The sequence below is a fragment of the Natrialba aegyptia DSM 13077 genome, assembly GCF_000337535.1.
Lineage (GTDB): Archaea > Halobacteriota > Halobacteria > Halobacteriales > Natrialbaceae > Natrialba > Natrialba aegyptia.
Genome location: NZ_AOIP01000029.1, coordinates 38,827 through 61,517 on the forward strand (window position 1 = coordinate 38,827; position 22,691 = coordinate 61,517).

22 protein-coding genes, 1 tRNA gene and 1 pseudogene are annotated in these 22,691 nt (G+C 65.0%); 8 read left to right on the forward strand and 16 right to left on the reverse strand.

From position 1 onward, the window contains the following. Nucleotides 1–74 precede the first annotated feature (74 nt). The 4 genes and pseudogenes from C480_RS10680 to C480_RS10695 all read left to right on the forward strand — a co-directional run bounded on the left by C480_RS10680 (nt 75) and on the right by C480_RS10695 (nt 2,523). Nucleotides 75–572 (forward strand): hypothetical protein, encoded by a 498-nt coding sequence (locus C480_RS10680; protein WP_006665626.1) that lies wholly within the window; start codon nt 75–77, stop codon nt 570–572. 133 nt (nt 573–705) lie between these two features. Continuing rightward, nucleotides 706–1,665, forward strand: a pseudogene (gene gnd, locus C480_RS10685) (phosphogluconate dehydrogenase (NAD(+)-dependent, decarboxylating)); the annotation flags it as partial. 364 nt (nt 1,666–2,029) lie between these two features. Beyond that, entirely contained in the window at nt 2,030–2,353 is a 324-nt protein-coding gene (locus C480_RS10690; protein WP_275040275.1) for a HalOD1 output domain-containing protein, read from the forward strand. 97 nt (nt 2,354–2,450) lie between these two features. Then, nucleotides 2,451–2,523 (forward strand) — tRNA-Arg (locus C480_RS10695). 117 nt (nt 2,524–2,640) lie between these two features. On the opposite strand, the gene C480_RS10700 is transcribed toward C480_RS10695, so the two are convergent. The 4 genes from C480_RS10700 to C480_RS10715 form a co-directional block, all read right to left on the reverse strand. Then, nucleotides 2,641–3,657: an alpha/beta hydrolase gene (locus C480_RS10700; RefSeq protein WP_006665629.1), complete on the reverse strand. Its 1,017-nt coding sequence runs from the start codon at nt 3,655–3,657 to the stop codon at nt 2,641–2,643. Nucleotides 3,658–3,811: 154 nt separating this feature from the next. Continuing rightward, complete coding sequence (locus tag C480_RS10705; RefSeq protein ID WP_006665630.1) at nt 3,812–4,291, reverse strand: NUDIX hydrolase; 480 nt, start codon at nt 4,289–4,291, stop codon at nt 3,812–3,814. 129 nt (nt 4,292–4,420) lie between these two features. Further along, nucleotides 4,421–5,668, reverse strand: a complete 1,248-nt coding sequence (locus C480_RS10710; protein ID WP_006665631.1) for a hypothetical protein — start codon at nt 5,666–5,668, stop codon at nt 4,421–4,423. A gap of 130 nt (nt 5,669–5,798) precedes the next feature. Beyond that, nucleotides 5,799–5,981, reverse strand: a complete 183-nt coding sequence (locus tag C480_RS10715; protein WP_006665632.1) for a hypothetical protein — start codon at nt 5,979–5,981, stop codon at nt 5,799–5,801. A 157-nt stretch (nt 5,982–6,138) separates the two neighbouring features. Here C480_RS10715 and C480_RS10720 point away from each other — a divergent pair, with 157 nt between their 5' ends. Beyond that, nucleotides 6,139–6,516, forward strand: a complete 378-nt coding sequence (locus C480_RS10720; RefSeq protein ID WP_006665633.1) for a DCC1-like thiol-disulfide oxidoreductase family protein — start codon at nt 6,139–6,141, stop codon at nt 6,514–6,516. Between the two features lie 122 nt (nt 6,517–6,638). Here the strand turns inward: C480_RS10720 and C480_RS10725 are convergent, their stop codons facing one another. After that, nucleotides 6,639–8,108 (reverse strand): lipase maturation factor family protein, encoded by a 1,470-nt coding sequence (locus tag C480_RS10725; RefSeq protein WP_006665634.1) that lies wholly within the window; start codon nt 8,106–8,108, stop codon nt 6,639–6,641. A gap of 141 nt (nt 8,109–8,249) precedes the next feature. On the opposite strand from C480_RS10725, the gene C480_RS10730 reads away from it, so the two are divergent. After that, nucleotides 8,250–8,777, forward strand: coding sequence for a cupin domain-containing protein (locus tag C480_RS10730; RefSeq protein WP_006665635.1), 528 nt, complete (start codon nt 8,250–8,252; stop codon nt 8,775–8,777). Nucleotides 8,778–8,839: 62 nt separating this feature from the next. On the opposite strand, the gene C480_RS10735 is transcribed toward C480_RS10730, so the two are convergent. From C480_RS10735 to C480_RS10775, 10 genes are all read right to left on the reverse strand, one after another. Beyond that, a complete protein-coding gene (locus tag C480_RS10735) occupies nt 8,840–11,587 on the reverse strand; it encodes a heavy metal translocating P-type ATPase (protein ID WP_006665636.1) in 2,748 nt (915 codons plus the stop codon). Nucleotides 11,588–11,685: 98 nt separating this feature from the next. Next, nucleotides 11,686–13,227 carry a carboxylate--amine ligase gene (locus C480_RS10740; RefSeq protein ID WP_006665637.1) on the reverse strand — a complete coding sequence of 514 codons (1,542 nt, stop codon included), beginning with the start codon at nt 13,225–13,227 and terminating at the stop codon, nt 11,686–11,688. A 191-nt stretch (nt 13,228–13,418) separates the two neighbouring features. Next, nucleotides 13,419–14,909, reverse strand: coding sequence for a sialidase family protein (locus tag C480_RS10745; protein ID WP_006665638.1), 1,491 nt, complete (start codon nt 14,907–14,909; stop codon nt 13,419–13,421). 1 nt (nt 14,910) lies between these two features. Beyond that, nucleotides 14,911–16,566 carry a sulfatase gene (locus tag C480_RS10750; protein ID WP_006665639.1) on the reverse strand — a complete coding sequence of 552 codons (1,656 nt, stop codon included), beginning with the start codon at nt 16,564–16,566 and terminating at the stop codon, nt 14,911–14,913. A 647-nt stretch (nt 16,567–17,213) separates the two neighbouring features. Next, the gene (locus tag C480_RS10755; protein WP_241433817.1) at nt 17,214–17,363 is read right to left on the reverse strand and encodes a hypothetical protein; all 150 of its coding nucleotides are present in this window, start codon (nt 17,361–17,363) and stop codon (nt 17,214–17,216) included. 70 nt (nt 17,364–17,433) lie between these two features. After that, a complete protein-coding gene (locus C480_RS10760) occupies nt 17,434–17,931 on the reverse strand; it encodes a hypothetical protein (protein ID WP_006665641.1) in 498 nt (165 codons plus the stop codon). A 5-nt stretch (nt 17,932–17,936) separates the two neighbouring features. Beyond that, a complete protein-coding gene (locus tag C480_RS10765) occupies nt 17,937–18,704 on the reverse strand; it encodes a methyltransferase domain-containing protein (RefSeq protein WP_006665642.1) in 768 nt (255 codons plus the stop codon). 11 nt (nt 18,705–18,715) lie between these two features. Next, complete coding sequence (locus tag C480_RS10770; protein WP_006665643.1) at nt 18,716–19,321, reverse strand: OsmC family protein; 606 nt, start codon at nt 19,319–19,321, stop codon at nt 18,716–18,718. Between the two features lie 3 nt (nt 19,322–19,324). Continuing rightward, a complete protein-coding gene (locus tag C480_RS22210) occupies nt 19,325–19,498 on the reverse strand; it encodes a DUF1059 domain-containing protein (protein WP_006665644.1) in 174 nt (57 codons plus the stop codon). Between the two features lie 402 nt (nt 19,499–19,900). Further along, a complete protein-coding gene (locus C480_RS10775; protein ID WP_006665645.1) occupies nt 19,901–20,707 on the reverse strand; it encodes a helix-turn-helix transcriptional regulator in 807 nt (268 codons plus the stop codon). Between the two features lie 196 nt (nt 20,708–20,903). Here C480_RS10775 and C480_RS10780 point away from each other — a divergent pair, with 196 nt between their 5' ends. Both C480_RS10780 and C480_RS10785 read left to right on the forward strand, forming a co-directional pair. Continuing rightward, the gene (locus tag C480_RS10780; protein WP_006665646.1) at nt 20,904–21,185 is read left to right on the forward strand and encodes a hypothetical protein; all 282 of its coding nucleotides are present in this window, start codon (nt 20,904–20,906) and stop codon (nt 21,183–21,185) included. Between the two features lie 58 nt (nt 21,186–21,243). Beyond that, on the forward strand, nt 21,244–21,651 hold the full coding sequence (locus C480_RS10785) for a hypothetical protein (RefSeq protein ID WP_006665647.1): 408 nt from the start codon (nt 21,244–21,246) through the stop codon (nt 21,649–21,651). 79 nt (nt 21,652–21,730) lie between these two features. On the opposite strand, the gene C480_RS10790 is transcribed toward C480_RS10785, so the two are convergent. After that, a complete protein-coding gene (locus C480_RS10790; protein ID WP_049903572.1) occupies nt 21,731–22,684 on the reverse strand; it encodes a nucleoside hydrolase in 954 nt (317 codons plus the stop codon). Between the last annotated feature and the right edge of the window lie 7 nt (nt 22,685–22,691).

A 22,691-nucleotide genomic window follows, 5' to 3' on the forward strand; every position in this document is an offset into this window, starting at 1 on the left:
CGTCGGCTCGGGAACCGATCGTGGAACTACCATTCTTGCGAAAGATACTTAGTCGGTTACTGTAAGATACTCCCATGCTCAGGGGGACTGGGAACAGAACTGGAAACGGGGGCACAAAGGCGAACACAACCGTCGCGAGGAGTGGTGCCAAAGGAATCGCACTCTCGCTGCTCGCCGTCGGCACGGCAGCCCTCGCCGGCTACGTGCTCAGTTCGAACCGCTCGAAGAACTCGACGGCTCGCTCGAAGGCCAATCTCGGCGCTCGAATCATCGACCCGGACGAGGTTCCTGCTAATGCCACCATCGTCGACGCCTCGTCGCGCCAACTCGACGAAATCCCCGGCGCACGGCGGGCGATCAACCGTGCGATCCGACGCCGTGCACGCGAGGAGTGGGAACACGTCACACTGGAACGCGACGGTGCCTGGTCCGTCGTCGATACGATTCGCAGTTCGCTGCCGTACCACGAGGGAACGGAACACGAATACAACGGCGTCTACGTCCACTACGACGATCGATTCATCGTCTTGGACGCCATTGGCTGGGCGCATCTTCAGGAGCCACTGCAGTAGCAGTACGGTCTGGGAGGGAACCGACCAGTACGGCCTGAGTGGCCCTGACGCAATCGCGGGCGCGTAATTCTCGGCACGGTGTGAACTCCGGTTGTGAGTCTGCTGCCACGAGCGGACTCACTCACAGCACTCACGATCCTCCGAAGCCACGAAAACCACAACCCCTACTTCACTCCGTCGCGGACGGTCCGCTATGCAACTGGGCGTCATCGGACTCGGACGTATGGGACAGATCGTCGTCGAACGTGCCCTCGCGGCGGGCCACGACATCGTCGCCTTCGACCTCGATCCCGAAGCCGTCGCAACGGCCGCCGACGCCGGGGCCGAACCCGCCGATTCTATCTCGGATCTCACGGACCGCCTCGACACCGACAAACGCATCTGGCTCATGGTCCCCGCCGGCGAACCGGTCGACGCAACGCTCGACGAACTCGACCCGCACCTCGACGAGACGGACATCGTCGTCGACGGCGGTAACTCCTACTTCGAAGACTCCGTCCGACGAGCCGACGCCTGCCCCGCCGCCTACCTCGACTGTGGCACCTCCGGCGGCCCCGCCGGCGCTGAACTCGGCTTCTCGCTCATGATCGGCGGCCCGACCTGGGCCTACGACGAACTCGAACCCGTCTTCGACGCCGTCGCAACCGGTCCCGACGGCCACGGGCGCATGGGCCCCGCAGGCTCCGGCCACTACGTCAAGATGATCCACAACGGCGTCGAGTACGCGCTCATGCAAGCCTACGGCGAAGGCTTCGAACTCCTCCACGAGGGCCGGTACGACCTCGATCTCGAATCCGTCGCCTCCGTCTGGAACAACGGTGCGGTGATCCGCTCGTGGCTCCTCGAACTTTGCGAGGAAGCGTTCCGCGAGGAAGGCACCGACCTCGGAACCGTCGCAGACCGCATCGAAGGCGGCTCCACCGGCACCTGGACCGTTCAGGAAGCCCTCGAACAGGAGGTCCCACTACCGCTCATCTATACCGCACTCTCCGAACGGTTCGGCTCACGCGCGGACGACGGCCGCTTCTCGCGACGACTCGCCAACCGCCTCCGGTACGGCTTCGGCCGACACGAAGTCCCCCGGCGCGACTGACTCCAGTAGCCGCTGCAAGTCACTGCACACCCGGCCGCACGACGGCTCTGCGATCGGCGTGTCACTCGTTGCAGTCGGTGCTACAGTCCGCACCGAGTTCAGCCACTGACTGGCGTGCCCCATCACTACTCGCTATTCAGAACCACCGTTCAAAATCACTCCGTAATAGCCGCTCCTGAGGTAATACGTGTCTTCTATCTTATCTGTACAGCATCAGTTCCTGTCGTGCGTGTTCGATTATCGGCGGTTTTAGCCGCTTATCTGGCGATATTCGGTCGGGTATTCTGAACAATCGTTCTCTCCTGACTCCGCCACCTGAAATATTGGGTCACCTTCTTTATCACCGGCACCCACAGCATCAGTTATGAACTCGCAGTGTGCACGTTCGATGGAAGTCACGGTGACGGATCAACGACCAAGCATGGCTATCGTCGACCTCATCGCTCGCGAATCCGGGACAGATCCGATTGAACTCGAGCCGCTTTATAACGTTATCGACCCAGATATGCTCGATTCGCTCTGTGAATCGAGTAGTGGATTTACGAGCCTCGAGTTCACCTATCACGGTCGGAACGTCACTGTACGAGCCGATTCTCAGCCCGAAGAGACGGTCGAGATTTCGCTGGCGGAGCCCGGGACGGTCGCCGAGGGGACGAGCGACGTTTTCAATACGGAATCCACGATTTAATTCTGCAGCCGGTGTGACGGTCAGCCACGACCGGTGACAGCGATGGAAGAATCGAAAAGGGAATCGTTTTGGCGGCGGTTGCAGTAGGGCGGAGTGAGGGCGCGTAGCTCAGTGGACAGAGTTCTTGGTTCCGGACCAAGATGTCGGGGGTTCAAATCCCTCCGCGCCCGTCGTTTTGCTGCGAACTCTCCTCGTGAGCGGTAGCGACGGCGGAGAGACGTGAACCGTGGTCGACCCGGCTTGCAGTCGCTCCAGTGAATCGGTAGATGCGGGCGCGTGTCCGCTCGTCATTTGATGGTGCGGGCGAGGAACTGTTCGATCGCTGCCGGGCCAGCCGGTAACGCGGTATCGAGAAGCGGCTCCGGCGTCTCGCCCTCGTCAACGTGAGTTGCGCTGTACACCGATTGGCTGGGTGTCGGCTCGGTCGTGAGGAGGTCCATCGCCACCCGTTCGGATTCGATGTCCTTGATGCGCTCTGCCCAGACGTGGTTGCGGTCGTGTAACTCGTAGAAGACGGCGTTCACACCTGCTTCGTCCAACGCATCGAAGAATCGCCGGCTGTGTTCGACGGCTACGACCTCGTCAGCTCGCCCGTGCATCAGGAGCGTCGGTGGACTGTCCGCGGAGACGTGGGTGATGGGGCTCGCCTGCTCGAACCGCTTCGGGCGGTCGGACGCGGGGCCGCCCAGTAGCAGCGAGGGAATGCCGGGTGCGTTGTCCGCCGCGAACGTGAAGTCGGTGAGACCGTACCAGCTGACGACTGCCTGTACAGCCCCCGAGGTGTCGGGTGCGACGGACTTCTTCAGTTCACCGTCGAACGCCGCTCCGAGATCCATCACGTCCTCGACGACGCCCGCGAGCAGGGCCAGGTGGCCGCCCGCCGAGGACCCCCACGCCGCGATGCGCTCCGCGTCGTAGCCGTATTCCGCGGCATTGGCTCGAAGCCACCGAATCGCGGCCTTTACGTCGACGAAGTGTGCGGGGAACGCTCCCCGGGGAGTCGGGTTGGTCGGGTCGTACATCCCCTGCATCTCCGGCCCGGCGTCGTCCGGCACCTCGGCCAGACGGTAACTCACGCTGGCGATTGCACAGCCCCACTCGGCCGCGTAGCGCGCCGGATCGGGGACGTTGTCGCGGGTTTCGGCGATCCACCCGCCCCCGTGGATGTAGACGACCAGCGGCGGACGCTCTTCGCCGGGGAGGTACAGGTCGAGTTCCATTTCGCCGGCCTCGCGGTCGGCGTAGGTGATGCCCTCGTGGACCGAGACGTTCGCGTCGGCCGCTTCGCCCGTCGGTTCGCTCATACGTAACGGACGTGGGGCGCGTGGCATAACGGTACGTCTCCCGGAAACTCGTGTGTCCTGGCATCTCGTGTATCGCAGCCAGCCCTCCGACGAGCGCCCGTATGAGACGGTTCTAGTGGTAGGACCGAGTAAAGGAGATCCGGAAGCGACGAGTTCACTCCCGCTCAGCCGAATCGGTAGCCGTTCGAATAGCTTCGACGCCGAATCGAACGACGTTCGCCGGGAGTTCACTCGTCCGAAGTTCCGGTATCCGATACCATCGCCATGCATCCGCTCCGACTTCACCGGGTCCGGGACAGAGGTCGCGATCCGGGACCGTAGCGTAGTAGACGTGGTCGATATGCTGATGGCCAACGGTCCCGTCGTGGACGTTTATATCGTATAGCATCTGGTGGCGGGGCTGCGGGAGCACCCGACCGCCGGGGGTATCGACTGATCGCGTGTCGTCGAGGAGCGTCGGATCGAGTCCGGTTTCCTCCCGAACTTCTCGAAGGCCGGCTTCGTGGGGGAGTTCGTCCCGGTCGACGTGGCCCGTCGGCGGGATCGTTTTTCCGACGTGCTCGTGTTCGTGCAGTGCTGTCGCCCCGTCGTTCACCACGTACACGGTGGCCGTGAAATGACGAGTTATCTCCATGCTCTGAACAAGAAACTATTGTTACATGTGTTCTCCGTGTTTAGTACGGCTTCGCAACAGCTATGGATAGCATCAATTGTCGCTTCGGTGCCCGCTCGATCGTACGGACCGATCCGAGCGCACGAGCGCTCAAACGGGCTCGCGAAGCGCCCAGATATCTGCGGTCGGGTCGAGTCGGTGCGGTTCCGTCCCGTTCGCCGTGAGAATGCCGACGTGGTAGAGCATCGTCTTCAACTGGAACACCGTCGGCGAGTGGTAGATGTCGCCATCCTCGAGTTCAGCGCGCTGGAGGTCGCCCTCGGCGGTCAGCACCCGCCGGCGAACCGCCTCGTCGCCGCGAACGAACAACTCGACGGCGAACGTCGGGTGGAGTTCGTGGAGGTGGATCACGAGGTCGACCAGCGACGGCTCGGGAATCCAGTCGTCGTGCATCGTCTGGAGTTCGTTGACGAGCAGTTCCGTTGCGGGGTATTCGAAGAGAACGCGGCGGGCCAACTGTCCCCAGGCCGGCGCGAGGTCGACGAACCGCTTTCGCGAGCGATACCAGTCGGAGAACGTCTCGAGCGCCGCCTCGACGGAGCCACAGTGGGCTTTCCCGAAGCGGATCACCTCCTCGCCGAGGGCGGTCAGCGCGACCCGTTCGCGGTCCTCGATCAGCCCGAGGAACGCGGCCCCGCGCCTGGCGTCTCGGACCGCTCCGACGACGTTGAACTCGGAGAGGAGGCTCGCGGTGTCGCCGTCGGCGTAGTGGGCGAGCGGGTAGCCGAGGTAGTTCTTCGGGTGGTTCAGCCCGAAGGAGTTCTCTGCGACGCCCTGGGCGCTGGCCTGAAATCGTAGCGCCGAGGCCTCGGTCGCAGTCCGGTTCCCGACGAGGCGCGGGGATTCGAGCACGTCGACCGCTCCCGTGGTGTCGACGCCGAGGACGCCGACGTTCAGCTCTCGCGCGAGCGTTCGATCGGTGTCCGTGATCGCCTCTACCGGGGCGGCGAGGTACGCCGCGTTGGCCTCGTGGAGTCGGTCGTAGGCCTGGACGATGCCACGTTGGGTGTCGACGCCGCCGCTCGCGTACCCCTTGGCTTCGATGGCGAGCAGCGGCGGGTCGTCACCGAGGCGGTCGACGGCCAGCAGTTCCGGATCGAGTTCGCCGAGTTCGTGCACGCCGACGAGGTCAGGGAAGCCGCCGCCGATTTCGACGTGGTTGAACGGGGCGAGTCGGTCGCGGACGGCGGGATCGATGGGCTGGCCGGGGAGCCACTCCTCGCGTGCGAACTGGGTGTCGGCCACGACGTAGGACCGGTCGCTCGCCGCGGGGAAGAGCCGTTGCTTGGCGTGGGCGAGGACCTGCGGTTCCGAGAGCGGGCGAGCCGCGCTGCTCATGGGGCTGCATCGGAGGGGGCCACAAAGAGTGTTCTGGCGGTCCGCGTCGCGAGTCCCGCCGAGCGCTGTCGACCGCTACGATGGGGTGGTGCACTGTCACCGTCACACCGCGCTCGCCGACAGTTCGGACTCACGCGAACGGCGAGACGGTGAGTTCGCGCCGGATTCCGGCGAGGATGGCGACGGTGCCACAGAGCGCAAGCGCCGCGCCGGCGATCCAGGGCGGGGAGCCGACCGCGACGAGTTCGGCGAGCCAGAGGCCGGCGAGGAGACAGAGCCCGCCGGCGACGATGAGGGTGACGAACCGTTCCATCGCTCTCTCGGGCCGGTATTCGCGGGTAAGGGGAATGGATGTTGGGGTCGACGCGAAGTGAACTCGACGGTTCGGTGCGTCGCCGGCGTGCCGGAGACGGCCGGCTTCGGACCGACGCCGCAGTAAACGTTAGTGGATACGGGACGTGTGTCCGGGTATGGAGCGACCAACGCTCGTCTACGACGACGACTGCGGGTTCTGTACCTGGTGGGCGGACCACCTCTCGGAACGGTCATCGATCCGGCTCGTCGGGTTCAGCGACCTGACGCCGGAACTGCGGGCCGAACTCCCCGAGAGCTACGAGGACTGCTCGCACCTGCTTACCGAAGAGGGCGTCTACTCATGTGGTGCCTCGATCGAGCAGGCTTTCCTTCGCTCCGATATCGACGGTCCGGCGCGCGAGTTCGTCCAGTTTCTCCGGCACTTCGAGGAGTACGATCGGCTGCGCGAACGCGGCTACCAGGTGGTGGCGAACAACCGCGACCTCTTCGGCAAAATCGTCTCGAAGACCCCGCCAGCGAGACGGGACTCCTGACGCCGAGGGGAGCGACGCGTGATACGGTCTGCTGTAACGATTTACCGGCGCAACCGCGCCCGCCCTGCGATTTCGCCGGAAATGACTTACAGCAGTCCGTATGAGTCCGGTTCGGGACGCCGTTAGTCCGCCGACCAGCCGGGCGCTCGCCGTCGCACGTCGGTCAGCGAGACGGGGTGGACGTAGGAACTGACGCGCTCGCGGTGCCACCACCGGCCGGTTTCGGCGCGTTCCTCGGGCGTCGTGTACCGGTAGCGATACCGGACTGCACGGACGTGGGCCGGCCGTTCGGAGCCGGCAAACGGGTCCTCGGCGAGTAGCGACAGCGTCTCCGCGTCGCCCTCGAGGAGTTTGCCCAGGAATCGCAGGAACCAGGGGTGGCGACGCGGCGTCGGGGCCATCGCGGCGAACCAGAGCTGCCAGTCCAGGCGCAGGTGGTACGGGGCGATCTGGGGCGGGCGGCGCTCGGGATCTGTCGGCTTCCCCTTGAACCGGTACTCGCGCCACACCGTGTCGTCGGTGATCTCCTCGTCGGTCGTCCCCTCGATGACGATTTCGTAGCGCGTCTGCGTGATGGAGCCGAACGCCCCGTAGGTGTTGACCAGGTGTAGCGGATCGAAGGCGGTGTTCATCGTCTGACTTTCCGAGAGCATGTTCTCGACGGGACGGATGCTCATCGCGACCACGACGAGCGCGACGACGACGGCGAGCGCCTGGAGGTACAGCGGCGTCGCGGCAGCCGCCGGCGCGGAAAGCGGGAGGACGGCCGCGAGCACGCCGTCGCTGAACGTCGGAATCGCCAGGACGATCGTGATCGCGTTCAGCCAGGCGAAATTCCCGGTGGCCATCAGCCACCCCTGAAAGCCGATCGTGGCGAGCCCGGCCAGCGCCGAGGCGGGCTGCGGTGCGAAGTAGAGAAACGGCACCGCGAGTTCGACGACGTGGTTACCGAACGTCTCCACGCGGTGAACTCGTTTCGAGAGGTGGTGGGCGAACCAGCTGACGGGGTTTGGAATCGGTTGGGTCTCGTAGTGGGAGTCCATACAGGAGAGGTCCCGCCAGCAGTCGTCGCCGCGGAGTTTGATCAGCCCCGCGCCGAACATGTTTCGGAAGAGTACCCACTGGAGCAACAGGATGATGAGAAACGGCGGCGCGACGGAGCCGGCACCGAGGAAGATGGCGAGAAAGCCGGTTTCGAGCAGCATCGACTCCCAGCCGTAGCCGTAGAACGTCTGGCCGGCGTTGACGAAGGAGAGGTAGAGCAGCCACATTGCGGTCCACAGGGCCATCGACGCGGGCGTGGCGTAGCTATCGGGCACCCAGTAGGGCACGGCGAGCAGCGCCAGCGCAGCGAGGCCGACGCCGCTCCAGGCTGCGAAGCCGATCGCCCGATCGGTCGGGACGAAATAGAAGAGGCTCGGCCGTTCGCGGAACGACGCGCCCTCGGCGTACCACTCTATCGGCAGGAGGCCGTCCTCGCCGGCCAGCGGGCGGAACTGGAAAGCGGCCACGAGAAAGGCGAGCAGATACAACAGCGCGAGCCCCCGCTGGAACAGTAGCCGGACGAGCCAGAACTCCTCGCCGTGGAACATGTGGGGATCTGAATCCGCCGACGAGCAAAGAGGTGGCGGGGCGTCTCCGGGACCCGACGAAAATCGGAGTCGGACCCGACGCCGCTACCGACTCGCCGGACCGCCCCCGAGTTCATGGCGAGCGCTCGTGAACAGCCCGGTATGGAGCACGTCTCGATCGACGATATCGATCCGCGCTCGACCGACTATCACTCGGATCGACGCGAACTCGCGGTCCCGCTCGGGACCGAGCACCTCGCGATTACGCGCTACGTTCTCGACCCCGGCGAACGATTCAGCGGGTCGGTGCACACGCATATGGATCAGGAGGAGGTCTTCGTCGTGCTCGCCGGCGAAGCGACGTTCGAGATCGAACGCGACCGCGCCGCCGACGCGGCAGTCGAGAGCGCGGCCGGCGACGAACACGAACTCGTCGTCGGTGAGTTCGAGGCCGTCCGGTTCGCCCCCGGCGAGTTCCAGTCCGGCCGGAACGACTCGGACGACCGCGTCGTCGCGCTCGCGCTCGGCGCGCCCCGGGACAGCGAGGACGTGCGGGTCACGCGCATTCCCGTACTCGAGGATCGGAACGTCACCTGTCCCGACTGCGACCGCGACCACCTGCGAATCGGCGACGACGACGAGGCCGAACTCGTCTGTCCCGCCTGCGGCGCGCCAGTTGAACTCGAGTAATTGGCCAGTGCTGGCCGTTCGTCCGCATCTCGTGTCCGAGTCCACCGAGTTCGGAAGCCGTCCTACGCCGGAAGCAGCGACCGCGACGAGTTCAGCACGATCAGGCCGGCGGAAACGCCGACGGCAACGGCGGTAAACAGCGGATTCAGGAGGCCGGCCAGGGCGAGCGGAACGACGATGGCGTTGTAGCTGAGTGCGAGCGCCAGGTTCCGGACGACGCGGCGGCGGGCGGCGCGCGCGAGTGCGAACGCGCGCTCGACGCCGGTGAGGTCGTCGTCGACGATGGCGAGGTCGGCCGCGTCGGAGGCCAGCGCCGTGCCGCCGCCGAGCGAGAGCCCCAGATCCGCCGCGGCGAGCGCCGGGGCGTCGTTCGTTCCGTCGCCGACCATCGCGACGCGGTCGTCGGTCCGGAGCCGGCGAATGGCTTCGGTTTTGCCGTCCGGCGGGACGCCGGTGAAGACGTGGTCGACGCCCGGATGGCGGGCGAACGCGTCAGCGGAGCGGCCCTCGTCGCCGGTGAGCACGACGACCGAGACGCCGCTCTCGGAGAGGGCCGTGACGGTTTCTTCCCAGTCGTCCCGGGCTTCGTCACCCACGACGACGAGGCCCTCGGTGCGACCGTTCCGGCCGATCACGACCGGGAGATTCCCCGCCTCGCGTGCGTCGCTCGCTCGCTCCGCGAGTTCAGGATCGAGGTCCCAGTCGCGGTCACCGAACAGGTCGGGGTGGCCGACGAGGAGGCGGTCGCCGTCGACGACGCCCGAGACGCCGTTGCCGTGATCGGTGAACTCGCGGACGAACTCGTCGCCGGCGGAGTCGGTGGGATCGGGACGGTCGGTGGGGTCGGTGGACTCTCTCTCGTCTCGTGAACGCGTCGAATCGTCGACCGTGCCGCCGTCGGATGCCGAGTCGTCGACCGCGTTCGGGGCGTCCGGGGAACCCGAGGAACCGGGGCCTCCATTCGACGCAAACGCCGCCGTAATCGCCGCGGCGGCCGGGTGGGATGCGTGTCGTTCGAGTCGGCCGGCCGCTCGAAGCAGAGCCGGCGAGCCATCGGCCTCGAGTACCGTCATCTCGCCCGTCGTCAGCGTCCCGGTTTTATCGAAGACGACGGTATCGATCTCTCGCAATCGCTCGAAGACGGTTTCGTCGAAGACGACGATACCGTGGTCCATGGCCTCGCGGATACTCGACGCGATCGAGTAGGGCGTTGCGAGGCCGAGCGCCCACGGACTCGCCACCATGATCGTCAGGAGCACGGCCAGTACCGTCGTTGTTGACGCGAGTCCGTTCCCGTGAAAGACGTTCCAGGCGCCCACGAGTGCCCCAGCGCCGAGCACGATCGGGAGGAAGATCGCCGCGAGTTCGTCGGCGCGCCGCTGGATGCCGTGGGCTGCGCTCTGGAGGTTCCAGACGGTTCGAGTGAGCCTGTCGATGCTGCTGTCGGTTCGGTCGCCGACGGCGACGATCGCGGCGTCGCCGGTGACGACGGAGCCGCCGACGACCGCGTCGCCGGGGGTTTTCGAGATCGGGAGCGACTCGCCGGTGACGACCGCTTCGTCGACCGTACACGAACTCGCGACGAGTTCGCCGTCGACGGGGATGCGTTCGCCGGCTCGGACGAGGACTCGGTCGCCGGCGGAGAGGTCGGTGACGGGGACGGTCCGGGTGTGCTGCGTCGATGTATCGGGGTCGGCGGCCGTCGTCGCAGCGGCGGTGGGGTCGGCGGGGTCGGAGCCGGTCTCCGAACCGGCGCTGTCGAACACGCGGGCCGTGTCGACCTGCGAGATCGTGAGTTCGGTGAGCCGGTCCATGGCCTGGCGCTTGACCGTCGCTTCGTAGAAGAGCGCGGCCATGACGATGGCGGCGACGATGATCGTCAGGTCGTAGTAGAGGTCGTTGCGACCGGAGACGAAGGCGATGGTGCCGTAGCAGAAGGCGCTCACGACGGTGAGCGACGCGAGCAGTTGGGTGCTCGGCTGGCGGTGTTTGAGGCTGACGTAGGCACCCCGTAAGAGCGGCATGCCGGTGAGATAGAGGACGGCACCGGTGACGGTGAAAAACAGCGGCAAAAAGAGTAGGCCGCCGAATCCGGTAAACGCCTCGTCGTAGAGGGCGAGGACTCGCCAGTCGAAGACCGAGGCGAGGTACGTCGGATACAGGAGCGCGGCGTAGGGGATGAGCAGGAACGATCCGAAGACGATGCCGATGACGTACCGAACTTCGAGCATATCGTCCGTCCGTCGCTTTCGCAGCCCGGACATCTCGCGCGAGCGTCGCGTGCCGCCGGTCTCGTCGTCGCTCGAGGCCTCTTCGCGGCGGTAGGCTGTGTAGCCGGTCGTCGTCAGTGCCGCCTCGAGTTCGGCGGCGGAGCTGCGGGCGGGGTCGTGATCGATGCGGATGGTTTCGGTGACGTAGCTCGCGGCGGCGTCGGTGACGCCGTCCTGGGATTTCGCGACCGATTCGAGGTAGCGTTCGCAGGTGGCGGCGTACATGCCGTCGACGCGGAGGAAGGTTCGGTCGGGTGCTGGGGCGTCGGCGGACGTGGCCGCGGAGTCGTCTGCGGTCTCGATGCTGGGCGTCGAGCCGGCGGCGGGCTGACCGGCTTCGTCGCCAGGGGTTGGCTCATCGAGCGTCTCGTCGATCTGCCGACAGCCGGTCGAACAGAAGGTGTTCGTGGCTGTGGCATTGCTGTGGGTCGGTTGCTCGTCACTGTCGCTCTCGGCGGGCGTCAGTGCCGTCCCGCAGAGTCGACAGCGGCTCGGTCCGGGGGTAGGGCTGGCCGTCGACCGTTCGGCATCGTCGTCCACAACGGATCTCGCGCGGCGAGCCAAATAACGGTGTCTCTCCGCTCTCGATCGACGCTCGCTCTCGGCGTCTGATCGACCCGGAACCGGCCGCGCGATCGCTACCGCGGATCGAACTCGGTCGCCGCGTTCGCGAGATCCCGAACGAACGGCCGCGGGTCGTCACGACTGAGATAATCACACCGGCGCTCGGTTGCCATCGACCGGCAGATGTCCCACAACGCCGTCCGGAACGGCGGTTTCTCGACCAGCGGCACGTCGGCCGTCAGGATCGAGTAGAGGTGTAACAATTCGCCGCGGACGAGGTGGCCGCCGATCCCGACCTCGTAGTCGTGGTCGATCCGCTCGCGCTCGTCGCCCGCGAGCAGCCAGTAGTAGTAGGGAAAGTCGGCCCCCGTCTGGACCGAAAACGGCAGCGACGACCAGAACCGCGGGTTCACCTCCATCAGCTTGAACTCGCCCGTCTCCTCGTCGCGAAGGAACTCGACCATCGCGAGGCCGTGCCACTCGAGGTGATCGAGCAGGGCACGTCCCGCGCGTTCGAGTTCGGGAATCCAGACCGATTCGCGGTAGGAACTCGGGCCGCCGGCGTAGCTGTAGCCCCGGCGTTGGCGGTGCTGGAACGTGGCGACCGGCTCGCCGTGGTCGTAGAGGGCGAAGAAGCCGTACTCGTCCGTCGTCGGGACGTATTCCTGCCTGATCGGCGTGTGTCCCATCTCGGTTCGGAGCGTTTCGAGGGAGGGTGCGTCGGCGGTCCCGCTGTTCGCGTTCGTGTTCGTGTTCGTATTCGTATTCGTACTCGTACTGGTGGTCGTATTGGTATTGGCGCTCGCGCTCGTCTCGGTCGTACTGGAACTGGTACTGGCCGTGCTCTCGGTAGCCGTGGACGACGCCGTAACGGTACTGCTCGTCGTCGAAACGCGCTCGCCGGTCGAGTCGACGGCCGTATCCGCGTTCGACGAACCGTCCTCGACGCTTTCGTTCACGTCGATAGCCGTCCGGGTCGTCCCGGTCGTACTCGTTGTCGCCGTCGCGCCGGCAGTCGCAGCCGCGGCCGCCACCGTGCCGGGTGCCGTCCCGTCGTTCTCCGTTTCCAGATACCGCGTCGATGGCGGCGCGATACACGTCTCCGGGCCGTACCGGTCGAGATACTCGTCGCCCAGTACCGAGTACCGCGGCTTGACGATCCACTCGCCCGATTCCGGAAGCTCCGTACACAACACCGTCTCCGGCGCGCCGACATCCGCGTTCGCCGCCGCCTCGAAGAGTTCAACCCGGTCCTGCGCCCTGGCGAGCGTATCCATCTCGGGCCAGGGCGTTCCGATATGCTCGCTGAACTCGTCGCGGTACTTCGAGAGGACGTACACGTCGGGCTCTCTGACCGGAATTATCGTCCGCACGTCCGGCCGCATCGCAAGCGCCTGCAGCGCATCCCGATAGGCGAGCAGATCCTCGTAGGGAGACGGCACGACGACCGCCTCGTCGCAGTACCGCGATTTCGCGGCTGGCGTCCGCTCGTCGCTCGAGACGACGATCGTCCGAATCCCGCGCCGAGCGAGCGATCGAACACACGCAACTGAACTCGGCGCGGTAATCCCTGGTACGACGACCGACTGGCACTCACCCGGGGCGTTCGATCTCATAGTGGGCCGTCGACCTCGGGTGGAAATGTTATGTCGTCGCTACGGTACTCGCAGGGAGTCGCCGCTCCCGTACGGAGACGCGAGGCGATACAGCGAGACCCACCGCTGAACCGGTACAGCGCCGTCAGCCACCGGGAGAAAGCAACCCGTACTCGGGCGTATGCCGGGCCTTCCATGATCTCGAGACCCGTTCAGTGCTGGCGCTCCACGATCGCGCCGTCGCTACCGACGGCGACCGCTCGCGGCGGCCCGACCGCAACCGCCCGCAGCGAGTCGGCTATCCCAGTCGCAGAACTGAACTCGGTCGAGTTCAGTTGCCGTTCGAACACCGCTCCGTCGTCGGTGCAGGCGAGCAGTCGCTCGCCGCCGACTGCGAGGCCGGTCACTGCGGTATCCGTGACGCGCTCTGGGGTCCAGGTCGCGCCGTCGTATCGGTGGACGACGCCGTCGTCGGCGCTGACCAGTACCGGTACCGGCGACGGACTGGCAGGGGTAGCCGCGACGATGTCCGTGAACGTCCCCGCCGCATCGTCGAGGCCGATTCGGGAGAACGACGTGCCGCCGTCGGTCGTCTCGAAGACGCCGTTGTTGGTGTCACAGCAGTAGCCCATCGCGTCGTCGGCGAGGTCGACGCCGCTCAGACTGGAGCCGCTGCCGGGGGTGAGCGGCTCGTCCCACGCGAGTTCACCGGGCCCGCTCGTTGCGTTGTCCGTACCGGTCGGATCGCGTCGGTAGCGCCCGCAGAGCAGTTCCCCGGAGCCGTTGCTGAGCAGGATCGTCTCGGTTCCGGCGTCGCCGCCGACGGCGATGCCGAGCCAGTTGTCGGTGATTCCGGTCGGAGCCGTGTAGTCGGTGTGGCGGTCGGTGGCGGTATCGATCCGGGCGACGGTCCCGCTGTCGCCGGCGATCCAGACGGCATCGCCGTCGTCGGTTGCGGCGACGCCGGCAAGATCGTTGCCGGCGGCGGCGGGGCCGTCTTCGAGGACGGTGCGCCAGTCGCCGGCGTTCGAACTGGCAAGGACGACGCCACCGTCGCCGACGGCATAGCTGTGCCCGGCGTCAGTGATGGCTACGTCGGAGAGCGGTGCCTCGGTGGGTGCGTCGGCGGTGGTCCATTCGACGTCTCGATCCGGACGAGAACGGGGCACGTCCGCCGTCGATTGCTCTTCGTCCGGCGCTGTACCGGCGTCGACTGCCGGTTCGTGAGGTGTACTGTCGCTCGCAGTTTCATCGGTATCCGGAGCAGTCGCAGCATCACTCACATTCTCGTTCACCGACGCTGACACAGCGGCCGGCTCGTCCTCCTGGCTCTGGGGCTGCTGATCGTCCATCGATTGCGCCACGGAACGGCTTGCGGACTGATCAGCAGCACCCGGCCCCATTCCGAGTTCACCGCCCGTCCTGCGCCAGCGGGCGTAGAGGACGACGAGCGGGACGAGATAGGCGGCGAGTGCAAGCGCAGCGAACCAGCGGTTGACGACCGTCAGCGTTCCGAAGGCGGTCAACGCCGCAGCGGCGAGCGCGTGAACCCACGTCTTGGTGTAGGCACGAACGAAGTCGACGAATCCGTCGGCGTCGTGCTCCGACCCCGAGTGTGGCTCAGTAGCTGACATGTCGTTCGCCGTCTGCTGGTTCGATCGATCGGTGTTCGCGGCCGACTCGCGCTCGATTTGCGGGGCCACGCTACAGGTAGCCGAGATCCGCGAGTCGTTCCTTCGTTCCCTCTCGCATCGCCACCTCGCCTGTCGAAACCGACTCTCCGAGCGGCTCGAACTCGTCCTCGAGGCGCTGGCGGAGTCGCCGAACCGTCTCCGGTTCCGCGTCCGAAATGTCCGTCCGTTCGTGCGGATCGGTTTCGACGTGGTGGAGCCGCTCGAAGCCGTCGTCGCCGCGGACGTACTTGTACTCGCTCGTCCGAATCGCCCGGAGCCGCCGGTCGAACTCGCGGACGCGGTCCGGAACGTCGTCGAACCGCGCTTCGAGCCGATCGATCGAGGGCTGCGGAGCGACGTACTCGGCGAAGACGGCGTCCCGCGAGTTCGGTGCCGCCGCGGGTGCCGTCGCGTCCGGTTTCGGCGTCCCGGTCGCGGCGGTCGTCGTTGCCGATGTCGCTCCGGCCGAGGGCGCGTCCGGCCTCGAGCCGGGATACAGCGAGTAGCCCGTCGCTTGCTCGCGCAGTTCGGGGTCGTCGACGCCGGCGGCTTCGAGCACCGTCAGCGGCACGTCGAGCAGTTGCACGAGTTCACTGCGGCGGTCGCCACCGACGAAGGGGCCACCGTGACAGACGAGCGGGACGTTGAGCAGGGTGTCGTAGAGGTTATACTGGTGACCGAAGAATCCGTGATCCCCGACGTGTTCGCCGTGGTCGCCGCAGACGACGACGAGCGTGTCCTCCCACTCGTCGTTCGTCTCGAGCGCCTCCCGAAGCCGGCCGACCTGCGCGTCGGCGTACGCCAGCGACGCGCGATACAGGCCGCGGAGCAGCGTGAACTCGCGGTCGGTGATCTCGTAGTCCTCGCAGTCGTAGGCGCGCGGGTCCTGTCGGATCGCGGTCGCCTCTTCGTAGGTCGCATCCGCGGGGAGAAATCGCTCCGCGAACTCGCGCGGCGGGTCGTACTCGACGTGGGGTTCGATGAAGTTACAGAACAGGAAGAACGGCCGGTCGTCGTCGCGGGTGGCGAGCCAGTTTTCGACCCAGTCCGCCGAGCGGGACGCCCCGTCGTCGCCCGCCGGCTGGAAGAGTTCACTGTAGAGGATGTTCGCCGCATTGACGACCGGGTTGCCGTCGAAGAGGCGGTTACGGGTCGCCCGAAGCTTCTCGTGGAGGTCCTCGCCGCGGACGACGGTCCCCATGTCGGTTTCTGACTGGATGTACTGCCAGCCCTTGCGCAGGTCGTCAAAGCCGCGGTCGAAGCCGAACTCTTCGGTGATCCACGTATTGTTCGAGACGCCGATCGTTTCGAAGCCGGCGTCGTCGAACGCCTCGGGGAGCGTCCGCAGGTCGGAATCGAGATACGTGTGGTCGCCGTGGGTGCCGTGCTCGGAGGCGTAGAGCCCGGTAAACATCGAGGCGTGGGAGGGAAGCGTCCACGGTGCCGTCGCGAACGCGTTCTCGAACGTCGTTCCCGTTTCGGCGAGCCGGTGCAGTTCCGGGGTCGTCCGATCGTGGGTGGCTGCGGCCCCGTTATTCTCGTCCCATTCGTTCTCATCGGTCTGGCCCCAGTCTCCGGCGACTCGCCGCGCCCGTGCCGTATCGAGAACGACGAGAACGACGTTCCGAACCGTAGAATGTGACTCCGATTCACCCGAATTCGACTCACGCTGGGTTTGCTCCGCCATGGATAGCGTATCTCCGCTTCACATGGGGAAGGTCACCAGCCCGGAACTTGCAGGTGTTTCACGATATCGTGATGGCCCGATGTGCACCTTCCCGGCCCGACCGTCTTGGGAGATTTCCCGCGTCTCGGCTGGTGTTATACGGGTCGTCAGAAGGGGAGAGTTTCTGTGGATTCGAGCTTCAGCCGTCAGGGGAAGGGTGGAACGCCGCGATCTATAAACTATGATCTGTTTCCCTGACGCCATGGAACGATACACCGCGCGTATTCAGCACGAGACGGTCCATTCTGTATCGGCCGGTGTAACAGGTATCCCCACTCTGCGTTACTCATACTGCCGGACAAAAGTCAGTGAACACTCGATCGCGTCTCACGGATCGTCGCTTGTGGCGACGGCCGTTCGAGTGCGATCGACGTGTGAATAGTTTTGTCCGGCAGTATCAATAGTTTCCACGTCGAATTTCGACTGCCAGTAGTAGCGTCGGGCCCCACCCAGACGAAGGTGCGGCGGGCGAGTGCGTACGGGACGGCACGAACACGAAGACAACCGGGCAGGCCAGCGGGGCCGTCCGCCGGGCCTCGGGAGCAGGACTTGTCGGCGGTGAGTCGACCGTGTCGGTGGCTTCCCGTGCCGGTCCACTAAACTGCGATTTACGGCTCATTCTCGTTGATGTCTCCGCGCCTGCTGACCTTCGAATGGACGGCTCCGATCGTTCGGACGCCCCAGAAAATGGTGACGCCGATACCACCGAAGGCTAGCAGGGACACGAAGACCCGGAACAGGTACTCTACAAGGGTCACGCTATGGCCCGTATGCAGTACGACGAACGCTGGTGAACCGATAAGCGAAAACATGGATCGGTCAGATCAGCTACGCGGTGTGAACTCCTCGGTACGACAACACAACCCCGACAATGAACACGATCGTCGCGAGGTAGATCGGTCCGAGATGCGTCACCCAATCGTGGGAGAACGCATTTCCCGTCCAATGCATCGGTAACGCGAGCGCCAGGCCGACGACAGCTGTGACGATCGCAGTCGTCCACGCCCAGGTGAGTCGCTGGCGCACGCCGTACCACGAGAGGCCCGTGATGGCGATGCCCGTCGAGATTATGAACGCGGCAGTGGCGACGTGGAGGTGACTGATGTAGTACGCCACCGTCGGATCGAGTTCGGCGCTCGTCATCCCATCCAGCGTACTGACGCCGAGTTCGAAGCCATCCCCCACGAAATTCATCACGAGAAACACGACGCCGTAACCGACGAACGCGATTCCGGCGAGTGCCATCAACAGCGCTCCGTTCCGGAGTTGCGACTCAATTTGGACCTGTTCTTCCTGTTCGTCCGCGACCGGGTGATTCGTCGTCATGGTGATTATTTGGTCGCCCCGAGTGAGATGCTCTTGACGCCGTACTTCTGGCACGCGTTCGCCGCCCGCTCCGAGACGAATTCGTACTGCGTGTTTTCTCGGACGTCTGTCACCGAGAAGCCAGCCGCTTCGATGGACGTCGTATACCGGTCGATCTGCTCGGCCCCGCCGATGCAGGCCGCCCAGAGGTCTTCGTCGTTTTTGATGCTCTCCGGCAGTAGCTCCTCGCTGATGATATCGGAGATGGCAAGCCGACCGCCGGGGGCGAGCACCCGATGGGCTTCCTCGAACACCTGCGGCTTGTCCGGTGAGAGGTTGATGACCCCGTTCGAGATGACGACATCGAAGGTCCCATCGTCGAAGGGAACGTCCTCGATGTAGCCGTGCTCGAACGAGACGTGCTCCATTCCCGCATCGTCGCGCAACGTGCGAGCCTTCTCGAGTTGCTGGTCCGTCATGTCTAAGCCGGTCACGCTTCCGGCGTTCCCCGTGTGAAGCGCTGCGACGAACGCGTCCGTGCCCGATCCACTGCCGAGATCGAGGACGTCGTCTCCGTCCTCGATAGCAGCGAGATCGAAGTAGTACCCAACGCCGGCGAACGATTCCATCGCCGCCACGGGAATTTGATCGAGGTGCGCCGGCGGATACCCGAGACGTTCCGCCAGCTCTCGCCCCATCTCGAAGTGATACTCTTCGTCGGAGTCCTCCGCGACATCCTCGTAGACTGATTTCACCGCTTGTTCCAGTTTATCGACATCGAGTGAGTTTGCCATTTGTCCCCACCTCAGTCGTCGGCACCCACCTCAGCAGGCGTATTCACCGTGAGGTTGACGTCCTGTTCGAGCGAGACGAGCGTGTAGACTGGCGCCCGCCGAGCCCACTCGTCGACCTCATCCTTGTCGAGGTCGGGGCTCTCGATCTCGATCTCGGCGATCAAGTTTTCGAACACCGTGTCGGCGTTCCCGAGATCCTCCACACTGAAGAGGACGCCGGGGTCAAAGTCGGTGCGAACGCGCGTCTCGAGGTGATCGATGTCGACGCCGGTTGCGACGGCGTTGATGGTAATGCCGACGTTGATGCACGAGGCAAGCGCGGAGAGCGCAACCTCGATCGGCTCCATTCGATCCGTCGCCCCGGCCCAGCCGCCGGCCTCTAGCACTTCCTTCCACCCGCCGTACGGGATCGTGTACGCGCGGGTGTCGCGCTCGATCGTCTCGCCGCCGAGATCGTACGAGTCTATCGTCGCCAGACTGTGGGCACAGGTCCCCTCGTAGGTCGACCGGGCGCGTAGCCCGAGCCGGACTTCCTCGGGATTCTCGGCGGCGTGTTCCGCGAACGCAGCGAACTCCTCGGTGTCGACCCCGTGGGTGACCTCTCGTTCGGATGTCATGGATCAGACCACCTGGAGGTGCTCCTCTCGGAGTTCGTCGTCCGAGTAGTCCCGTCCGTGGTCCTCCTGCATGTGGTTCTTGGCCAGTTCGACCGCTTCGAGTTCGTTCTCCGACTGGATGATAAAGCGGCAATCGCCGGCTTCCGATTCACAGTCGAGTTTGTACGCGTCTACCATTGTGTCTCAGTTGCCTTGCGGCATTCGTGGTAACGTGCCACAAGGTTAGATAGCTACCTCATGCCGTGTGCGCAGCAGGCAACAGCCCGTGTGGAGTCTGCGAGTTCCGCAGTCGTTGCCGATCGATCAGGTGCTGAAAAACCGCGTCGTCATTGCAAGCGAGGTGACCGGAAACACGGCGGGACCCGTCACAGCTACCTCTTGGTTCCGCTACGAACGGCTACCTACTGTCCTCCGGGGGCCCGATGGTCTCGCCTCTCATCCGGCTGGTGGGTCCCGTGGAGCAAGGGAAAAGAACACCAACCGGTCCGATCACCGCCTCATACGGTCTGCTGTAACGATTTACCGGTGCAACCGCGCCCGTCCTGCGGTTGCGCCGGAAACGACTTACAGCAGTCCGTATCAAAGATCGTTTTCGAGAGGGAGTGTTGGCGTCTTTCGTCGGTGGGAAGCGAAGGTTGATTCCGCCCATTCGCGCGCGTCTGTCGCGTCGGTGTCGACAAGAACTCGAACCGTAACCCCCTCGGTGCCGTACCCAATTATTGCGATTCGGTCGTCGCATATACTGACCCCAAACGGCGGTAACCCATCGTGTAATCGGACATCGAGATTGCCGCTCTCTAATGCCTCCGAGAACAGATCCGGGCAGTCCGAGCGAATGTAATCGGCCACCCTCGGCGGGTTGATGAGCTCTGTTTCCATCCCATCGATAACTCTCCGGCAGAGTTCGTTCTTACACGAATCGAGCATGGCAACGTCGAGGCCGGTAAACCGCAATCGATCCGTCTCCTCGATTAGCGAACAGAAACGGGTGATCGGCCGGGATGGGTCCTCGGGGTCAGCGACCGTTACGGTTGCATCCGAGCACATGTCGATGGTGAAACCGCTTTCTTCACCCGGAAGCAAGCGCCAAACGTTACGTAGCTTCTGTTCGGTTTCGACTCGGTCGATCACATCCGCCATCGCTGACGCAACGAAGGCACCCAGTTGTGTCACCGCGTACTGATATCCATCCCTGTAAACCCAATCGCGATCTTCGAACTCGCTGAGCGTCCGTCTGATCGTGGACTCCGAAACGCCGGTCATCTCCCAGAGTTCGGACCGGCTTCGAGGACGAACCGTGAGCGCGATAAGCGTTGGCGCACGGTGTTCGGATCGTGCAAGGTACGCTATATCGTCGATCGGCGTCTTCGTGCCACTTAACCCCATGGTACTAATACACACGAGGGGTTGAAAAGCCCTATTTTTGGCATCCATGCGAAAACCGTTACCGCCGTGCTGCCCGCCTGGTTCCCCGCCCTGACCGCCCTCATCGGCGTCTGGTTCCTCCTCAATGCCCGCAACTCGGCCGCCCCGACCACACGCCGTCCGCGACTGCGGACGAAGACATGAGCACAACCGAGGGATGCTCGTGCTGAGCCACGCCCACCTCGTCGCCGAAGAACTGAAATCCGACCCCGAGCCGAAGACCGTCACCGAACTCGCCGACGCGTGCGATCTCACCGACTCTCGAGTTCGCGAGGCGCTCGATGCGATGACCGACGACGGGACGGTCTATCGGGTGGACCGCGATTCAGCAGACGTCGACCGATACGAACTCGACGAGTCCAAGATGGCCGGGATTGCGTTCGTCCGCTCGCATGGAAAACGCATCGTTCGGCGGTCGGAACGGCCGTTTCGGTGCTAACGAGACGCTATCGTGTCTCTTTGCTGTATTTTAACTACGAGCAACGCACTGATGGCGTATGGAGACGGATCCTGAGCCCGCAAAACGCGTGGTCACCTTCGATCTGATGCTCGCCCTCTCGAATCTCGTTGTCTGTCTGCTGCTAGGTGGCGTGGTCGCGTTCGAGTTCGACTGGTGGCCCGTCGGCGTCGCCGCCGCCCTCGTCACGGGCGTGCTTAGCGCCGCCGCGGACCGAGGGCGGGCGGGACAGTGGCTGCTGAGCGCCGTCGGCATCCTGGCCATCGCCGTCCTCGTCTGGCTGACGATCACCGACGCGCTCGTACTCGAAGCCATCCCGTGGCTGCTCCTCGGTCTTGCGGCCGGAATCGCCGTCAACCGGCTCTATTTCGGCGTCGTTCGACCGGTTCCAGCATTTCGACGCCGCGGATATACCGGTGACGCTGCCGTCGATGACCGGTCACAATAACACGGCAGCGCTGGCATACTCACGACCCGCCGATAGCATTGCATTGCACTCGTTCTGTTCCAATCCACGAACCGGTTCTCTACTCGGCCGTCGGTGCGGGATGGAGGTACTGCTCGAGCGAGTTCACGACGAGGTCGCGAAAGCGGTCGTAGTCGGCGTCGGTCGCGACCGACCCGTTCGGCGGCGCGTCGGTGAGACCCTGTCCGTCACAGACCAGCGCGCCGCGGGCGAGGTCGCTGTCGGTGGCGACCTCGAGGTGGTAGGCGTTCGTCTCGAGCACGGCGGGGTCGGCGATGGCGGCGATAACGAGCGCGTCGTGGATGGCGGCCGATTCGATGCCGTATTTCGCTAACCGGTCCGCGTCGTAGTAGGTGAGCCACTCCCGGATCGAGCGGCCGATCGGGTCGTCCCGCGGGAGCGAGTCGAGCAGGTTCGGCGGGAGCGTGGCGGTTCTGGTCACGTCGAGGCCGACGATCGTCGGCGAGAGGTCTTGCACGACGCGGGCCGCGGCGTGGGGGTCGGTGTGGAAGTTGGCCTCGGAGAGCGGAGTCACGTTCCCCTGGCTGAACGCAGCGCCGCCCATGACGACGAGTTCGTCGAGCAGGTCGGGGAGGTCGGGTTCGAGCGCGAGCGCGAGGGCGACGTTCGTCAGCGGCGCGATTGCGGCGAGGGTGAGGTCGCCCGCATGCTCGCGCGCTTGCTCGACGATGAACTGCGCGGCGTGCGTGTCGATGGGGGCGGTCGCGGCCGTCGGTTCGGGCAGATCGCCGCGGATGCCGCCGGGGCCGTGAATATCCGTCGAGGTCCGGAGGTCGACGGTCAACGGACGCGTTGCGCCCTTCGCGACGGGGATGTCGGTTCGGTCGACGAGTTCGAGGATCGCGCGGGCGTTGGCCGTCGTGTCGTCGACGGCGGCGTTCCCGTGGGCGGTCGAGAGGCCGACGACATCGAGGTCGTCGCGAGCGAGCGCCGCCAGAATCGCGACGGCGTCGTCGCAGCCGGGGTCGGTATCGAGCAACACTGGTCGGGACATACTGGAG

Excerpts from the sequence above, each read along its gene's own strand:
- C480_RS10680 (WP_006665626.1), top strand. The coding sequence starts at position 75 with ATGCTCAGGGGGACTGGGAACAGAACTGGAAACGGGGGCACAAAGGCG.
- C480_RS10690 (WP_275040275.1), top strand. The coding sequence starts at position 2,030 with ATGAACTCGCAGTGTGCACGTTCGATGGAAGTCACGGTGACGGATCAA.
- C480_RS10700 (WP_006665629.1), bottom strand. The coding sequence starts at position 3,657 with ATGAGCGAACCGACGGGCGAAGCGGCCGACGCGAACGTCTCGGTCCAC.
- C480_RS10705 (WP_006665630.1), bottom strand. The coding sequence starts at position 4,291 with ATGGAGATAACTCGTCATTTCACGGCCACCGTGTACGTGGTGAACGAC.
- C480_RS10710 (WP_006665631.1), bottom strand. The coding sequence starts at position 5,668 with ATGAGCAGCGCGGCTCGCCCGCTCTCGGAACCGCAGGTCCTCGCCCAC.
- C480_RS10715 (WP_006665632.1), bottom strand. The coding sequence starts at position 5,981 with ATGGAACGGTTCGTCACCCTCATCGTCGCCGGCGGGCTCTGTCTCCTC.
- C480_RS10720 (WP_006665633.1), top strand. The coding sequence starts at position 6,139 with ATGGAGCGACCAACGCTCGTCTACGACGACGACTGCGGGTTCTGTACC.
- C480_RS10725 (WP_006665634.1), bottom strand. The coding sequence starts at position 8,108 with ATGTTCCACGGCGAGGAGTTCTGGCTCGTCCGGCTACTGTTCCAGCGG.
- C480_RS10730 (WP_006665635.1), top strand. The coding sequence starts at position 8,250 with ATGGAGCACGTCTCGATCGACGATATCGATCCGCGCTCGACCGACTAT.
- C480_RS10740 (WP_006665637.1), bottom strand. The coding sequence starts at position 13,227 with ATGAGATCGAACGCCCCGGGTGAGTGCCAGTCGGTCGTCGTACCAGGG.
- C480_RS10750 (WP_006665639.1), bottom strand. The coding sequence starts at position 16,566 with ATGGCGGAGCAAACCCAGCGTGAGTCGAATTCGGGTGAATCGGAGTCA.
- C480_RS10760 (WP_006665641.1), bottom strand. The coding sequence starts at position 17,931 with ATGACGACGAATCACCCGGTCGCGGACGAACAGGAAGAACAGGTCCAA.
- C480_RS10765 (WP_006665642.1), bottom strand. The coding sequence starts at position 18,704 with ATGGCAAACTCACTCGATGTCGATAAACTGGAACAAGCGGTGAAATCA.
- C480_RS10770 (WP_006665643.1), bottom strand. The coding sequence starts at position 19,321 with ATGACATCCGAACGAGAGGTCACCCACGGGGTCGACACCGAGGAGTTC.
- C480_RS22210 (WP_006665644.1), bottom strand. The coding sequence starts at position 19,498 with ATGGTAGACGCGTACAAACTCGACTGTGAATCGGAAGCCGGCGATTGC.
- C480_RS10775 (WP_006665645.1), bottom strand. The coding sequence starts at position 20,707 with ATGGGGTTAAGTGGCACGAAGACGCCGATCGACGATATAGCGTACCTT.
- C480_RS10780 (WP_006665646.1), top strand. The coding sequence starts at position 20,904 with ATGCTCGTGCTGAGCCACGCCCACCTCGTCGCCGAAGAACTGAAATCC.
- C480_RS10785 (WP_006665647.1), top strand. The coding sequence starts at position 21,244 with ATGGAGACGGATCCTGAGCCCGCAAAACGCGTGGTCACCTTCGATCTG.
- C480_RS10790 (WP_049903572.1), bottom strand. The coding sequence starts at position 22,684 with ATGTCCCGACCAGTGTTGCTCGATACCGACCCCGGCTGCGACGACGCC.